At 63.2% G+C, this 14,756-nt stretch carries 18 protein-coding genes and 1 tRNA gene; 9 read left to right on the plus strand and 10 right to left on the minus strand.

Annotated features, from left to right (window positions below; genetic code table 11):
• Nucleotides 1–262 precede the first annotated feature (262 nt).
• From ACSBM8_RS16580 to ACSBM8_RS16600, 5 genes are all read right to left on the minus strand, one after another.
• Nucleotides 263–868: a YceI family protein gene (locus ACSBM8_RS16580; protein ID WP_442679095.1), complete on the minus strand. Its 606-nt coding sequence runs from the start codon at nt 866–868 to the stop codon at nt 263–265.
• A gap of 88 nt (nt 869–956) precedes the next feature.
• The gene (lepA, locus tag ACSBM8_RS16585) at nt 957–2,747 is read right to left on the minus strand and encodes a translation elongation factor 4 (RefSeq protein ID WP_442679096.1); all 1,791 of its coding nucleotides are present in this window, start codon (nt 2,745–2,747) and stop codon (nt 957–959) included.
• A 176-nt stretch (nt 2,748–2,923) separates the two neighbouring features.
• The gene (locus tag ACSBM8_RS16590) at nt 2,924–3,232 is read right to left on the minus strand and encodes an accessory factor UbiK family protein (protein WP_442679097.1); all 309 of its coding nucleotides are present in this window, start codon (nt 3,230–3,232) and stop codon (nt 2,924–2,926) included.
• A gap of 60 nt (nt 3,233–3,292) precedes the next feature.
• On the minus strand, nt 3,293–3,769 hold the full coding sequence (locus ACSBM8_RS16595; protein WP_442679098.1) for a TspO/MBR family protein: 477 nt from the start codon (nt 3,767–3,769) through the stop codon (nt 3,293–3,295).
• Nucleotides 3,766–4,515 carry a TlyA family RNA methyltransferase gene (locus tag ACSBM8_RS16600; protein ID WP_442679099.1) on the minus strand — a complete coding sequence of 250 codons (750 nt, stop codon included), beginning with the start codon at nt 4,513–4,515 and terminating at the stop codon, nt 3,766–3,768. The genes ACSBM8_RS16595 and ACSBM8_RS16600 overlap by 4 nt, the downstream gene beginning before the upstream one ends.
• Before the next feature lie 119 nt (nt 4,516–4,634).
• On the opposite strand from ACSBM8_RS16600, the gene ACSBM8_RS16605 reads away from it, so the two are divergent.
• Entirely contained in the window at nt 4,635–5,198 is a 564-nt protein-coding gene (locus tag ACSBM8_RS16605; RefSeq protein WP_442679100.1) for a helix-turn-helix domain-containing protein, read from the plus strand.
• A gap of 38 nt (nt 5,199–5,236) precedes the next feature.
• Here ACSBM8_RS16605 and ACSBM8_RS16610 read toward each other — a convergent pair whose 3' ends face one another.
• Both ACSBM8_RS16610 and ACSBM8_RS16615 read right to left on the minus strand, forming a co-directional pair.
• Nucleotides 5,237–5,512, minus strand: a complete 276-nt coding sequence (locus ACSBM8_RS16610; RefSeq protein WP_442679101.1) for a hypothetical protein — start codon at nt 5,510–5,512, stop codon at nt 5,237–5,239.
• A gap of 41 nt (nt 5,513–5,553) precedes the next feature.
• Nucleotides 5,554–5,754 (minus strand): DUF5818 domain-containing protein, encoded by a 201-nt coding sequence (locus ACSBM8_RS16615; RefSeq protein ID WP_442679102.1) that lies wholly within the window; start codon nt 5,752–5,754, stop codon nt 5,554–5,556.
• A gap of 150 nt (nt 5,755–5,904) precedes the next feature.
• Between ACSBM8_RS16615 and ACSBM8_RS16620 the strand changes: the two genes are divergently transcribed.
• The 4 genes from ACSBM8_RS16620 to ACSBM8_RS16635 all read left to right on the plus strand — a co-directional run bounded on the left by ACSBM8_RS16620 (nt 5,905) and on the right by ACSBM8_RS16635 (nt 9,095).
• The gene (locus ACSBM8_RS16620; RefSeq protein WP_442679103.1) at nt 5,905–6,444 is read left to right on the plus strand and encodes a hemerythrin domain-containing protein; all 540 of its coding nucleotides are present in this window, start codon (nt 5,905–5,907) and stop codon (nt 6,442–6,444) included.
• A gap of 118 nt (nt 6,445–6,562) precedes the next feature.
• Nucleotides 6,563–6,940 (plus strand): RcnB family protein, encoded by a 378-nt coding sequence (locus tag ACSBM8_RS16625; RefSeq protein ID WP_442679104.1) that lies wholly within the window; start codon nt 6,563–6,565, stop codon nt 6,938–6,940.
• Nucleotides 6,941–7,014: 74 nt separating this feature from the next.
• Nucleotides 7,015–7,731: a response regulator gene (locus ACSBM8_RS16630; protein WP_442679105.1), complete on the plus strand. Its 717-nt coding sequence runs from the start codon at nt 7,015–7,017 to the stop codon at nt 7,729–7,731.
• Nucleotides 7,732–7,763: 32 nt separating this feature from the next.
• On the plus strand, nt 7,764–9,095 hold the full coding sequence (locus ACSBM8_RS16635) for a sensor histidine kinase (RefSeq protein WP_442679106.1): 1,332 nt from the start codon (nt 7,764–7,766) through the stop codon (nt 9,093–9,095).
• Here ACSBM8_RS16635 and ACSBM8_RS16640 read toward each other — a convergent pair.
• A complete protein-coding gene (locus ACSBM8_RS16640) occupies nt 9,049–9,672 on the minus strand; it encodes a phosphatase PAP2 family protein (protein WP_442679107.1) in 624 nt (207 codons plus the stop codon). The two genes, ACSBM8_RS16635 and ACSBM8_RS16640, sit on opposite strands and share 47 nt — an antisense overlap.
• 78 nt (nt 9,673–9,750) lie before the next feature.
• Here ACSBM8_RS16640 and ACSBM8_RS16645 point away from each other — a divergent pair, with 78 nt between their 5' ends.
• Nucleotides 9,751–10,089, plus strand: a complete 339-nt coding sequence (locus ACSBM8_RS16645) for a hypothetical protein (protein WP_442679108.1) — start codon at nt 9,751–9,753, stop codon at nt 10,087–10,089.
• Nucleotides 10,090–10,108: 19 nt separating this feature from the next.
• Here the strand turns inward: ACSBM8_RS16645 and ACSBM8_RS16650 are convergent, their stop codons facing one another.
• The gene (locus tag ACSBM8_RS16650) at nt 10,109–10,579 is read right to left on the minus strand and encodes an Lrp/AsnC family transcriptional regulator (RefSeq protein WP_442679109.1); all 471 of its coding nucleotides are present in this window, start codon (nt 10,577–10,579) and stop codon (nt 10,109–10,111) included.
• A 94-nt stretch (nt 10,580–10,673) separates the two neighbouring features.
• Between ACSBM8_RS16650 and phhA the strand changes: the two genes are divergently transcribed.
• From phhA to ACSBM8_RS16665, 3 genes are all read left to right on the plus strand, one after another.
• Nucleotides 10,674–11,552: a phenylalanine 4-monooxygenase gene (gene phhA, locus ACSBM8_RS16655; protein WP_442679110.1), complete on the plus strand. Its 879-nt coding sequence runs from the start codon at nt 10,674–10,676 to the stop codon at nt 11,550–11,552.
• Nucleotides 11,553–11,694: 142 nt separating this feature from the next.
• Nucleotides 11,695–12,195: a MarR family winged helix-turn-helix transcriptional regulator gene (locus ACSBM8_RS16660; protein WP_442679111.1), complete on the plus strand. Its 501-nt coding sequence runs from the start codon at nt 11,695–11,697 to the stop codon at nt 12,193–12,195.
• A complete protein-coding gene (locus tag ACSBM8_RS16665) occupies nt 12,192–14,501 on the plus strand; it encodes a TonB-dependent receptor (RefSeq protein WP_442679112.1) in 2,310 nt (769 codons plus the stop codon). The genes ACSBM8_RS16660 and ACSBM8_RS16665 overlap by 4 nt, the downstream gene beginning before the upstream one ends.
• Nucleotides 14,502–14,584: 83 nt before the next feature.
• Here the strand turns inward: ACSBM8_RS16665 and ACSBM8_RS16670 are convergent.
• Nucleotides 14,585–14,660, minus strand: a tRNA-Val gene (locus ACSBM8_RS16670).
• Nucleotides 14,661–14,756: the final 96 nt, after the last annotated feature.

The raw sequence follows: 14,756 nt of genomic DNA on the forward strand, positions 1-14,756 counted from the left end.
CAAGGCCAGCCCTCGCCCCAGCTAGAGTATGATGACTTTACACTGATCCGTTCGTGCCGAGTAGCGACCGAGTTGCCCGCAGGGCTTATCGAGGGCGCGTATCGAGGCATTTGTGATGGCCTCTCGATACGCGCTCTCGACAAGCTCGATCGCTACTCGAGACGAACGGGTCCTACCGAAGTCATCACGCTCCAATCTCAAAATCAAATGACCCCAGCCGGCGCCGGGGTCATCCTTGCTCCGAGAGTGCCGGGGAACGCTCCTAAGCCGGCTGTTCGAACGCGGCGGCGATGTCGATCTTCACCTCGTCCGAAACGAGCGGCAGCGCTGCGGTGACGCCATAGTCGCTCCGCTTCAGCGTGCCGGTGGCAGTGAAGCCGACATTGCGCTTCCCCATCATCGTGCCTGCCCCGACGAAGCTTGCCTCAAGCGTCAGCGGCCGCGTCACGCCGTGCATCGTCAGTTTGCCAACGATCGTGGCGCGCGTCCCACGGAACGTCACGCGATCCGACACGAACGTCATCGCCGGATATTTGGCCGGATCGAAGAACATCGGCGAGCGCAGTTCGTCGGTCAGCTTCTGCACCGGCGTCCAGGCGCTGGCGGTCGGAACGCTGATCGACACGCGCGTTTCCGCCGGCTTGGCCGGATTGAGATCGAGCGTTCCAGACGCATCGCTGAACGACCCACTATAGGGCGTGAAGCCCATGTGCATGACCGAGAAATGGATCTGCGTATGCTTGGACTCGACCGTATAATGGCCGGGGACGGCCAGTTTCACATCGGGCTTGCCCGGTACTTCCTTGGGCATCTGCGCCAAGAGGGGGCTCGCAGCTGCCAGGGCTAGGGCGAAGTACGTCACGCGCATGATCAGGCTCCCGTTGGACGCGCATGTGAATGCGCTTCATTCCGGCGCCGACGTAATTCAATTCCGATCCCACGGACAGGGGTTCGCTTCACTCTTCGCCCATCCGGAGCGCGGCGATGAAAGCCTCTTGCGGGATGCTGACCGAGCCATATTCGCGCATGCGCTTCTTGCCCTCTTTCTGCTTGTCGAGGAGCTTGCGCTTGCGGCTGGCGTCGCCGCCATAGCATTTGGCGGTCACGTCCTTGCGCATCGCCGCAATCGTCTCGCGCGCAATCACCTTGCCGCCGATTGCCGCCTGGATCGGGATCTTGAACAAATGACGCGGGATCAGATCCTTGAGCCGTTCGCACATGCCGCGCCCGCGTGCTTCGGCCGTGCCGCGATGGACGATCATGCTGAGCGCATCGACCGGCTCGGCATTGACCATGATGCTCATCTTGACGAGGTCGCCCTCGCGATAGCCGATCTGGTGATAATCGAAGCTGGCATAGCCGCGGCTGATCGATTTGATCCGGTCGTAGAAATCGAACACCACCTCGTTGAGCGGCAGTTCATAGGTCACCTGCGCACGGCCGGCGACGTAGGTCAGGTTCTTCTGGATGCCGCGCCGATCCTGGCAAAGCTTCAGGATCGAGCCGAGATATTCGTCGGGGCAGTAGATCACCGCTTCGATCCACGGCTCCTCGATGGAGGCGATCCTGCTGGGATCGGGCATATCGGCGGGATTGTGCAGCTCGATCTCGCCGCGATCATGCGCGAGCTGGATCTTGTAGACCACACTCGGTGCGGTGGTGATCAGATCGAGATCATATTCGCGCGTCAGCCGCTCCTGGATGATCTCCAGATGGAGCAACCCCAGGAAGCCGCAGCGGAAGCCGAATCCGAGCGCGGCCGAACTCTCCATCTCGAACGTGAAGCTGGCATCGTTGAGCCGCAACCGCGAAATGCTCTCGCGCAGCTTGTCGAAATCCGCCGCATCGACCGGGAACAGGCCGCAGAACACCACCGGCTGGACGAGCTTGAATCCGGGAAGCGCCTCGGCAGCGGGCTTCTTGGCATCGGTGATCGTGTCACCGACCGCGGTCTGCGCCACTTCCTTGATCTGCGCGGTGATGAAGCCGATCTCGCCCGGTCCGAGTTCGGTCAGTTGCTCGATCTTGGGGCGGAAGCAGCCGACGCGATCGACCAGATGCTGGGTGCCGCCAGCCATGAAGGCGATCTGCGCGCCTTTCTTGAGCACACCGTCGATGACGCGCACGAGAATGACGACGCCGAGATAGGGATCGTACCAGCTGTCGACCAGCATCGCCTTGAGCGGCGCATCGATGTCGCCCTTGGGCGGCGGGATCTTGGCAATGATCGCATCGAGGATTTCGTCGATGCCGATACCCGATTTGGCGGAGGCCAAAACGGCTTCGGAGGCATCGAGGCCGATCACTTCCTCGATTTCGGTGCGGACCTTTTCCGGCTCGGCGGCCGGCAGATCAATCTTGTTGATGACGGGGATGATCTCATGATCATGCTCGATCGACTGATAGACGTTGGCGAGCGTCTGCGCCTCGACGCCCTGCGCCGCGTCCACCACCAGCAGCGCGCCCTCGCACGCAGCGAGCGAGCGCGAGACTTCATAGGCGAAGTCGACATGGCCCGGCGTGTCCATCAGGTTGAGCTCATAGCCCTTCCAGTTCAGCCGCACGGTCTGCGCCTTGATGGTGATGCCGCGCTCTTTCTCGATATCCATATTGTCGAGCACCTGGGCGGACATCTCCCGCTCGGTGAGGCCGCCGGTGCGCTGGATCAGACGATCGGCAAGCGTCGACTTGCCATGATCGATATGCGCGATGATCGAGAAATTACGGATCTTGTCGAGAGGAGTCATGGCGCGCGCCTAGCAGGCGTACGCGCGAGCCGCAAAGGTGGTGAATGAAGATGCGCAGCCGCCCGGAGCCGCTCGTGACGCGCAGGCACCTTTGTGGCGCATATTTGTCGGTCGAATGGCGCAGCGTCCCCCAGCTTTCGCTGGGGTGACGACGGCACAAACCGAGTGGCTAAGGCTTACGCCTTGGCGGCGTTCGCGGCCGGCCCATCGTCGCCGGGGGTCGCATCATAGCTGGTCGGCGCGGCGCCCGGATCCTTGGTAGCCGCGAGTTCGGCCTTCAATGCAGCCACTTCGTCACGCGCTGCGGCAGCCATCGCCTTGACCGCTTCAAATTCCTCGCGGCTGACGAAATCGAACCCGCCGATCCACTGCTTGAACTTCTCGCGGGCATTGCCTTCCGCTTCGCGGCCCATGCCGGCGACGGTTCCGGCAAAGCCGTTCGCCATCTTTACCATATCTTCGAAAAATTTGTTCTCGCTCTGCATGGCCGTGACTCCTGAAGCGGGTTGAAGGCGAAGTGTGTTAGTCAGCTAAATGGGTAGCGCTCAGACATTTGACAAGTTCAGCCGCACGATCGCGCCATTGAGGAAAGAGGCGAAAAGCAGCCAGCCCAGATAGGGCAGCAGCAATGCACCCGCCATGGGCTGGATCCGCCAGAAGGCGACGGCCGTTGCGGCCGTCGCTACGAACAGCATCACGATAATGGCAAGCCCGGCGCGCGCCTGATGCATGCCGAAAAAGACCGGCGACCAGGCGAGGTTCAGCAGCAATTGAACCGCGAACAAGGCGATGGCGACATTGCGCAGCGGATGTTGCGTTTCCAGCACGAGACCAAGCGCCACGCCCATCAGGATATAGAGGATCGTCCACGCCACCGGGAACGCCCAGCCCGGCGGCATGAAGCTGGGCTTGGCGAGCCGCTCGAACCAGGGATTGCCATAGCCCGAATTGCTCAGCCAGCCGGACGCCATGCCCAGCAGCACGATGATCGGGATCGTGATCATCCAGGCGGACAGTTTCATGGCGTCTCTCCTCTAATCGCCGCGAGGAGGAATTCGACATTGCCCTCGGGACCCGTGATCGGGCTTCGTTCAATACCCGCAACGACCCAGCCTTCGCCTTCGATCCAGGCACGCACCTCTTCGCAGACACGGGCGTGAACGGCAGGATCCCGCACTACGCCGCCCTTGCCGACTTCCTCACGCCCAGCTTCGAATTGCGGCTTGATCAACGCCACCAGCCGCGCCGCCGGCTTGGCGAAGCGGATTGGCCTATCAAGGACCTTGGCAAGTCCGATGAAGCTTGCGTCGCAGACGATCAGATCGACGCTTTCGGCTATCTCGGCCGCGGTCAGGTTGCGGGCATTGGTCTTTTCCAGCACGATCACGCGATCGTCCTGGCGCAGCTTCCAGGCCAGCTGGTTGGTCCCGCTATCGACCGCATAGACCCGCGCCGCGCCGCGCGTGAGCAGGACGTCGGTAAATCCCCCGGTCGATGAACCGACATCGATCGCGACCGCGCCGGCGACGTCCCACGCGAAATGGCGTAGCGCGTGATCCAGCTTGATGCCGCCACGCGAAACCCAGGGATGATCCCGGCCGCGCACGTCCAGCGGCGCGTCGATCGCGATCTGCTCACCTGCCTTGGCCAGCTTGCGCTCGCCGGAAAAAACCAGCCCGGCGAGGATCAGGGACTGTGCGCGCGTACGACTTTCGACAAGGCCGCGGTCGACCAGCAACTGATCGGCACGGAGACGGGAGATCTTCATAGCGCTTCCCTAACCTATTGCAGCGTTCCGCGCATCGACCCTGTCGCGAACCGACGACGCCCTTGCCAAACCTCCAGCCGCGTGATTCAACCAACCTGATTGGTTAAGGAAAGTCGCCGATGATAACCTGCATCCGTGAAGTGCGTTTGGCCAAGGGACTTACCTTGCTGGATGTAGCCGCCCGTTGCGACCCGCCGACCACGGCGCAGACGATCGGCCGGTTGGAGACGGGCACGCGCACGGTGAGCGTCGGCTGGCTGAACCGCATTGCGGCTGCGCTCGGCGTTGCGGCCGCCGATCTGGTGCAACTGCCCGACAAGGCCGAATTGCCCGTGCGCGCCTTGCTCACGCGCGATGGCGCGCGGGCACCGGGCAAGACGTTGTCGGCGACGCCACCGCAACCTGGGGCAAAGGCGCTCGCCATCCTGGTGGAGCAGGGTGTGGGCGATTACCGCGCCGGCGATGCGATGTGGTGCGAACAGATCGAGCGTGCGCATTTTGCGCGGGCGCTCAATCGCGATGTGCTGGTACCACGGCCGGGCGGGCGCTTCGCCTTTGGGCGCATGATCGGGATAGACGGCCAAAAGCTCCTGCTATTGTCGCTGGCCAGTGGTGCGCGGCAGACCGTTATCGCCGATGCGCCCTGGCTGGCGGTCGCCCGCCGCCTGGTGCGCGAACTCTAGCACCGCTCAACCGAGATCGTCTCGGCAGGTCCGTGCCGCTAGCCCGGATCGCAGGCGCGATAATCGCCGTCCTGACATGCCTCGACCCTGCGCCGCCATCGTTCCCGCGCGCGCTGATACGCCTCCTGCGCGTCCCGATATCGAGTCATTGCGGCTGCATTGTTGGCATTGCGATAGTCGACCCTATCGGCCGCACTACGGTTTAGTTGCTCGGTACGGAGTCGGTCGGCGCGGTGCTCTGCATCCTCCTCGCCTGATTGCGCGAAGGACGGCGTTGCAAGAAGGGCCAGCGCCAGAGCAAACAAGGTCCGCATGGCGTACGGCTAACGCCGCGCCGCTTGCTCCTCGCTGAATGTCAGATCAGCGACACGCCATCCACGTCGATCAGATCGGGGCCGACATAAGTGCCCACCAGCTTCACGCGCTTTTCCACTTCGTCGATCGGCGTACGCCGCAGATCGAGCGTGAACCGCCCCCCGACGTCGCGGCGAAGGTAAAAGCTGCCACCCTCACGCAGCAGCAGCCCCGTCTCTTCTATTCGCTGTCCGATTTGCATGACGCCGGCCTTAACGCCGCGGCGGCACCCCGCGCCATTGCGAACCGTGCAGTCGCTTCATCACGCGCTGCACTGTTGCAGCGGCGCGACAACCTAGAGCAAGTGGCAAGGGAACCATGCCGCTGTCGCCTCGCTTTGCCGGAAGGAGCAATGACGCTCCGCCCCGGAGATATCGTCTTGGAAATCACCCAGCTCATTCTCGACGACCATGCCGAACAACGCAGGCTGTTCGCGATGCTGGACGAGATTGATCGCGCCGACACCGCGGCGCTCACGTCGATCTGGCGCCGCCTGCGCGCCCTGCTCGATACGCATGCCGAGGCGGAAGAGCGTTTCTTCTATCCCGATTTGCTGAAGATCGGCGAAGGCGCGGCCGATGCCGACAGTGCCGAGGACGAAACCGAGGACGCCATCGAGGATCATAATGAGATCCGCGATACCGGCGCGGCCGTCGACAAGGAAGCAGTAGGCAGCGATGCCTGGTTCGCCGCGCTCGACGCCTGCAACAAGGCGAATGGCGACCATATGGCCGAAGAAGAGCGGCAGGGGCTCGCGGACTTCCGCCGTCGCGCCGATCAGGCGCGCAGTCACGATCTGGCGGTGCGCTTTGCGGCCTTCGAAGCGGAAAATCTTACCGGCGTCCGTCCGGTCAACAAGGACCCGGACGCCTATATCGAAGCCAACAGCTGACGCCCCGGCCATTGCGACATTTTGCGACAAAGTAGCGGCGTGCCTGACAAAGGCTTGCGACAAGCGGGGTCCATTTAGTCCTCAGCGCCGATCATCGGCGTCGATGAGGAGATAAGAGATGAAGAAGTTCCTTCTTGCCGCCGTGGCCGCTTCAGTGATCGCCGGTCCTGTTATGGCACAGCCCTTTGGCCATAATGATCGCGGTCGTTACGAGCAGCGTTACGACAATCGCGGCCATGATAATCGCGGCCATGACAATCGCGGGCAGTTCAACCGGTACGACAAGCGCAACCAAAATCAGTATCGCAGCTGGCGTCGGGGCGAACGGTTCGATCACCGCTACGCACGCAATTATCGGGTGATCTCCAGCCCGCGCTATTATCGCCTGAACGATGCGCCGCGCGGCTATCGCTGGGTTCAGTCGGGCAATGATGCGCTGCTGATCGGCATCACCAGCGGCGTGATCGCCTCCGTGCTGGCCAATGCGATCTACTAAGTCACAGCAAGGCCCCGGGCTGCGAAGCCCCGGGGCCTTCGCTTTGCGCCCATAGCTACGCTACGGAAGAGAGAGTGACTGAACCGCACATCCTGCTGGTCGACGATGAACGCGACATCCGTGATCCGCTCGCCGCGTATCTCGCCAAGAATGCGCTGCGCGTCACCAAGGCGGACAGCGCTGCGGCGGCGCGGGAGATTTTGGCGGTCCACGCGATCGACCTGGTGCTGCTGGATATCATGATGCCGGGCGAAGACGGGCTGTCACTCGCTCGCTTCCTGCGCGCCACCACGCAGGTGCCGGTAATCCTGCTGACAGCCAAAACCGAAGAGATGGACCGTATCCTCGGGCTGGAAATCGGCGCCGACGATTATGTCACCAAGCCTTTTTCACCGCGCGAGCTGCTCGCGCGCATCAAGGCGGTGCTGCGGCGAACAAGCGGCGGCCCCCAGGACGTTCACGCGCCGGATGCGCAGGGCTTCGCTTTTGCCGACTGGATCCTGCGTACCGGCGAGCGCGAACTGGTCGGCGCGGATGGAGTTGCCGTCCCGCTGTCGACGGGCGAATATAATCTGCTCCATGCGTTCGTGACCCATCCCAAACGCGTGCTCACACGTGATCAACTGCTGGATCTCAGCGCCGGGCGCGAACTCGCCGCCTTCGAACGGAGCATCGACAATCATATAAGCCGTCTGCGCCGCAAGGTCGAGGCGGATCCGGCCGAGCCGAAATTGATCAAGACGATCTGGGGCGGCGGATACATGCTGGCCGCCGAGGTCCGGCGGATATGAGGCGGTTCCTGCCAACCAGCCTAGCCGCGCAGATGGCGTGGCTGCTGGGCCTGGCCCTGCTGGTCGCGCAGCTGGCCAATTTCGCCCTCATCCTGAACGAACGGCAGAAGCTCAGCCTTGCCAAGACGGAAGGTCCGGCCATTGCCACGTTCGCCGCCGTGGCGGACGATTTCGGTGATGCCGCACCCATCTTCCGTAATGCCGTGATCGAAGATCAGAGCCGGCGCGGCGCCCGCTATGCAATGGCGACCGCCAGCGGGATCGCCGACAAAGAGCGCGACGCGGCGCTGGAAGCGCAGTTGCGCACGGCGCTGGTCAAAGCGGGCGCCCCCGCCCAGGCGGTCCGGGCCGCTCGCGGCGGCGACATGCAGATCAATCCGCGCACCGGGCGCCGACGCGAACTTCCTGCCGACGTCCAGCTACTGCGTTTCGCCACGCGCCAGCAGGACGGAAGCTGGCTGACGGCGCGCATCGCCACGGCGAAACGCGACCCGCTGCTGGCGCTGCGGCTGGGGGCGGCGACGTTGCTCCTGTATCTGCTCGTACTGGGCGCCACGATCTGGATCGCGATCAAGATTGCTCGGCCGCTGCGCGACCTTACGCGCGCCACCGGTCGCTTTCACGGCCGTGACGAGCCGATCCCGGTCCCCTCGCGCGGGCCTAGCGACGTCGTGAAGGCGATCGAGGCGTTCAATGCCATGGGCCAGCGCATGACCCGGCTGCTCGATGAGAAGGATCATATGCTCGGTGCGATCGGCCACGATCTGCGGACGCCGCTCGCATCGCTTCGCATCCGGATCGAGTCGATGGACCCGCCCGAAGAGCGGGAGGCTGCCATCGCGAAGGTGACCGAGATGACCGCCATGCTGGAGGACATCCTGATCCTGGCGCGCACCGGGCGGGCACGGGAAAGTGCGCGCGACGTGGACGTGACCGCTTTGGCCGAAGCGGTGGTGGAAGAATATCGCGAGCTGGGGCAGGCCGTGACCTTCCTGCCCTCCGTCCGCCAGGTTGCGTCGGTGCACCCCGATCTCGTCCGACGTGCGCTCCGCAACCTGATCGACAATGCCATCAAATATGCCGGCGACACGAACGTGGTGGTGGAGCCGACCGAAGCCGGCGTGGCGCTCAGCGTCCTCGATACAGGCCCTGGCATCCCCGCCGATGCGCGCGATCGGGTGATGCGTCCGTTTCAGCGGCTCGAAGGATCGCGCAATCGCGACACGGGCGGTTCCGGCCTGGGCCTCGCAATCGCCACCAGCGTGGCCGAAAGTCATGGCGGACGCCTCGCCCTCGCCGACAATCCGCCGCAAGGGCTTAAGGCGTCGATCCTTCTGCCGACGGTGCCAATGCCGCAGGCCTGACCCGCGCAGGCGTGTGGATACGCAACGCCAGCCCCAGCCACAGCAGCCCGACGCCCCATCCCGCCATCACGTCGCCTGGCCAATGGACGGCCAACGCAAGGCGCGTCCAGCCGATGATCAACGCCGCCAGGAAGGCCAGGACAAAAGCCGGTCGACCGCCGATGACGACGGCCAGTGCGAGGCAGGTCATGAGCGTACCGGCCGCGTGCGAGCTCGGGAAGCTCCAGGACTGCACCAGTTCGAGCCGATCGATCAGCGGCGGACGCGGCCTGGTTATGAGGAGCTTCAACCCTTCCACCACCAAGCGGCCGCTCGCGACCGTGGTGAACAGCCACAGCGCTTCGCCCGCCCGGCGGCGCCACAACAATAGTCCGATGGCCAGGAACCCGACCGGTCCCATGACCCCGAAGCCGCCCAGCGCCGACAGCTGCACCACGACCGGTGTCCATGCGGTCCCCCGGAGACGGAACAGATGGTGGAGCGGCACATCCCATCCCACCTGCCACGATACCAAGCCGACCAGGACGAGCAGGACGCCCGCGACGATGAGGGCGTAAGATGTACGATGCTGGATCACGCCGGCCGTTTCTCACATCTTATACTTGCCCGCCAGTCGATCACGCGTTTCTATCGCAACGCATTGCGGAGGCCGTGAATGAGCGAGTCCACTATCATCCTGCGCCGTTGGGCGTCGCGCATCCGCACCGCGGATGAGGCTGCCTATATCGCTTATATCGGCGACACCGGCCTGGCGGATTACCGTGCCACGCCCGGCAACCTCGGCGCGCAAATGCTGCTGCGGTCGCTGGGCGACGGCACCAGCGAGGTCACGACGTTAAGCTGGTGGCGCGACATGAATGCCATCCGGGCCTTTGCGGGCGAAGCGGCCGAAACCGCGCGCTACTATCCGGACGACGATCGCTTCCTGCTGGATAAGCCCGAAAATGTCGAACATCACCGGATCGTGGCCGGACAACAGCCGGATCGCCTCTGAACGGCCATGTGCGGCGCGATCATACCGGCAAGGCGGTCGTATATTTGGTTGTCGAGAGCGCGAAATGGGATGCCGCGCCGCCGACGGAAGGGTGCTCCAGCAACGTCCGCATGAGGAATTCCTCATAATCGGCGACGTCTGCCGCGACGATGCGAAGAAGATAATCCCATTCGCCCGACATGGAATAGCATTCCATCACTTCCGGGCGGGTGCGGACGAACGCCTCGAACTGCGCCCTGACGTCGCGGGCGTGGCTGCGAACGCGAATGTTGCAAATCACATTGACGCCTCGCCCGACCTTTTCGGGATTCACCAGCCGGACATTGGCCGCCAGTATGCCGGCCGTCTCCAGCGCACGGATCCTGCGCCAGCAGGATGCCGGCGACGAGCCGACTCGCTCGGCCAGATCGGCATGACTGATCGAGGCGTCTTTCTGCAATTGTTCGACGATCCGCCGGTCGAGCGTTTCCAGTTTGGAACTATTTTTCATGCCACAGCGCTCCGGTGAACTGACGTTTCGCATGAAGGCGTAAAGCCCGCGAGATTGAAAGGCAAATTCGGCAGTAGAATGCGATTCTATATCTATGGCAGACACCATTTTGCAGCGCCCAGCGCACGCCAACGCGGATTGGACCGTCTCGCAGGACTGGACCTCTTACACCGCGCTCGAACATGCCACGTGGGATCGCCTGTTCGAACGGCAGGCGAAGATGCTGCCGGGGCGCGCCGTGCCCGAATTTCTGAAGGGGCTGGACGTGCTCCGCATGTCCAAGCCCGGCATTCCCGATTTCAACGAGCTCAACGAACGGTTGATGGCCGCCACCGGATGGCAGGTACTGGCCGTCCCCGGCCTCGTCCCGGACGATGTTTTCTTCAATCATCTGGCGGAGCGGCGCTTTGTCGCCGGTCGGTTCATCCGCACGCCGGAACAGCTGGATTATCTGCAGGAGCCGGACATTTTCCACGACGTGTTCGGTCATGTCCCGTTGCTCGCGAACCCGGTGTTTGCGGATTATATGCAAGCCTACGGTAGGGGCGGACAGCGAGCCGCCGACGCGGGCGCTATCGCCAAGCTGGCACGTCTTTACTGGTATACGGTCGAATTCGGGCTGGTCCGCTCGCCGGAAGGGATGCGCATCTATGGCGCCGGCATCGTATCGTCTTATGGCGAATCGGTTTTCGCGCTGGATGATCCTTCGCCCAACCGGCTTGGTTTCGATCTGAAGCGGCTGATGCGCACACAGTATCGCATCGACGATTATCAACAGAATTACTTCGTCATCGACAGTTTCGACGACCTTCTGCGCACCACGGTAGAGACGGATTTCGGCCCCCTCTATGCCGAGCTGGAGACCATGCCGGATATCGCGATCGACACGATCCTGCCGACCGATCGCGTCTATACGCGCGGCACGCAGGCCTATGCGCGTGAACGCGAGAAAGAGTTGCTCCAGGAATCCTGAGCGCCGGCGCACCAGCGCGTGAGCATAAGATTCGTCAGAAATGGAAACAAAGCGCGCCGCCGCGCTTGCTATAAATGTATGTCACCCGTACTATAACCGGCAGATAAGATCGCGGCCGTGAAGTCGCGCAAACGGGGTGAGGATGATGGCAAACGCGCGCGATGCCATGTTTGGCGTCATTGCCGAACGGCTGGGGTATCAGCTCCGCCGGCTGGATATCATGGCGATGAGCGCCTTGTTCGAAGCGCTTTCGCAGATCGGCGTGACCCCAGGCCGTGCCACTGCGCTTATCTTTATCAGCTTGCACGAAGGCTGCGATCAGAACGCCTTGGGCCGTGCGCTCGGCATCAACCGCGCGAGCACCATGGCCACGGTCAATGCGCTCGTTTCCTTGGGCGCGGCCGAACGTCGCCCTGGCCGGGATCGGCGCAGCAACGCGCTTCACCTGACCGAAGCCGGTCGCCGGCTCTGCGCCGAAGTGGAGCAGGTGACCGCCGACCATGACGCCGAATTCTTCGGGGTGCTGAGCGCGGAAGAGAAAGCGACGCTCGATCATCTCATCCGCAAGACACGTGCGCTCAATGTCCCGGGTGGGCAGCGCGTGAGTACGACAACCCGGGCACTCCTGAGGAGGATCAAATGAGGGGCATCTACCGAGCGGGCCTGTTGTCGGGCATTGCATTGCTCGCGGTGACGGGCGCGCAGGCACAGGAATCGGGCGCGTCGACGAGTGCGACGGCCCGCCCTGCGGACGCCGCAGCCAACCAGGACGTCGAAGGCAATGAGATCGTGGTTACGGCGCGCCGCACTTCCGAACGGCTTCAGGACGTGCCGGTGGCCGTCACGGCCTTTGGCGGCGCGGCGCTTGCCGCCCGCAACGTCGACACGCTCGACCAGATCGCCAAATATACGCCGAACATCCGCTTCGACGGGGCGGCGGCGCTCTCCGGCGGCAATTACAATGCCACCGTCTTCATCCGCGGCGTCGGCCAGAATGATTTCGCCATCTTCTCCGATCCCGGCGTCGGCTTCTATGTCGATGACGTCTATTATGCGCGCTCGATCGGAGGCGTCATGGATGCGGTCGATATCGACAGCGTGCAGGTGTTGCGCGGTCCGCAGGGCACGCTGTTTGGCAAGAACACGATCGGCGGCGCGGTCCTGATCAACACCACGCAACCGGACCTGAACACGACCAGCGGCCGGGTCGAGGCCACCTATGGCCGCTTCGATCGGATGGACGCGAAGGGTGCGATCAACATCCCGATCATCGACGATAAGGTCGGGCTACGCATCTCCGGCGCGACGCTCAACCGTGATGGCTATGTCAAACGGCTGTTCGATGGCGAGACGCAGGGCAATCGTTCCGCCCAGATGGTGCGCGCCAAGCTGCGCATCCGGCCGACGCCGGACCTCACGATTGATCTCGGCGCCGATTACACCCGGGCGCGGGAAAATTCGGCGCCGTCCGATCTGCTCGCGGTCGGCAATTCGCCGGGCATCACCGGCATCCCCTTCCTGGTGAATTACAACCGTTATGTGGCGCCATCGCGCGGCATCATCGCGCCCAACGGCCAGCCCACGCTCAACCCCAGCTACATCACGGACAGCCCGTACGAGACCTGGGCAGGCGGGCCCAATGACAATGATCTGGACCTGTGGGGCGTGCAGGGGGTCGTGGCCTATGATCTGGGGGGCGCGACGCTGAAGTCGATCTCCGCCTATCGCGACATGAAGGCCTATTTCACCCGCGACGGCGACAATACGCCGTTCGTCTTCCGTCAGACCACCAACCGCGACAAGCAGTGGCAGTTCAGCCAGGAATTGCAGCTGACGGGCAAGTTGCTGAACGACCGGCTGAGCTATGTGGTCGGCGGATTCTACTTCAAGGAAAAGGCGTCCGACATCGCGACCGCCGATCTGGCGATCGGCCTGTGGGCACCGGCCGCGCCGCCACCCTACACACCGGCTGTGTTCATCCAGAACTATACCAACAATCGCAGCTACGCCGCCTACGGCCAGCTCGATTATGAGATCGTGCCGCGCCTGAGCGTGACGGTTGGCGGCCGTTATACCAGCGACAAGAAGATCTTCACGTCGATCAATACGCGCCAGCGCGACAATGTGACCTTCGTCAACGTCACCAAGGACGCCACCTTCAAGAAGTTTACGCCGCGCGTCGGCCTGAACTATAAGGCGAGCGACGATCTGCTACTGTACGGCTCTTTCTCGCGCGGGTTCAAGCAGGGCGGCTTCAACGGACGCCCGTTGGACAATGCGGGCGAAGTCACCGAATATGCGCCGGAGACGCTCGACACGTATGAAGCAGGCGTGAAGGCACAGTGGCTGGACGGCGCGCTGACCACTAATTTCGCCGCCTTCCATTCCATCTACAAAGACATCCAGCTGACGGTGAACCAGACGCCGACCAACTTCGTGGCCAATGCCGCCAAGGGCAAGATTGACGGGTTCGAGTTCGAAACGGTGATGCGGCCGGCGCGTTGGTTCACGTTCAACGCCGCGGTCGGCTATCTGGACGCGCGCTACACCGCGGTCGGCGCCGGGCTCGGCCCGACGCAGGTGCTGCCGATCACGGTCAACACCCATTTCGTCAAGGCGCCCAAATGGACGCTCAGTTCGGGCGCGGAAGTCAGCCATGAATTCAGTAACGGCGGCAAGATGGCGCTGCGTACCGATCTGACCGTGTACAGCCGCATCTATCACGACGTCGCCAATTCGCCGCTGATCACGGATGATGGCTATAGCTTGGTCAATGCCCGGCTGACCTACACTTTGCCCGGCCAGGCGATCCAATTGTCCGTCTTTGGTACGAACCTGACCAAGGCGCTATATCTAGTGTCGGGCAACGTCTCCGGCGCGTTCGGCCTTGCCGAAGCCAGCTATGGCCGCCCCCGCGAATGGGGCGTGTCCGCCAGCTACCGCTTCTGATCGATCCTAACGGCAGTCGGGCATCGGCAACGATGCGCGGCTGCCGTGATCGACACGCGCTGACTAGCAAATTGACGGGAAAATGGTGGGCGGTGACGGGCTCGAACCGCCGACCCTCTCGGTGTAAACGAGATGCTCTACCAACTGAGCTAACCGCCCGATGCCCGCATCGCGAGCGATCCTCACAATGCCGCGCCGTGACGCATTATCGTGACTGGTCGCCCACCGGAACCGGCGGGCGACGGTCAGATAGGG

The sequence above is a fragment of the Sphingomonas sp. ASY06-1R genome (genome assembly GCF_052180265.1).
Classification (GTDB): Bacteria; Pseudomonadota; Alphaproteobacteria; order Sphingomonadales; family Sphingomonadaceae; genus Sphingomonas_I.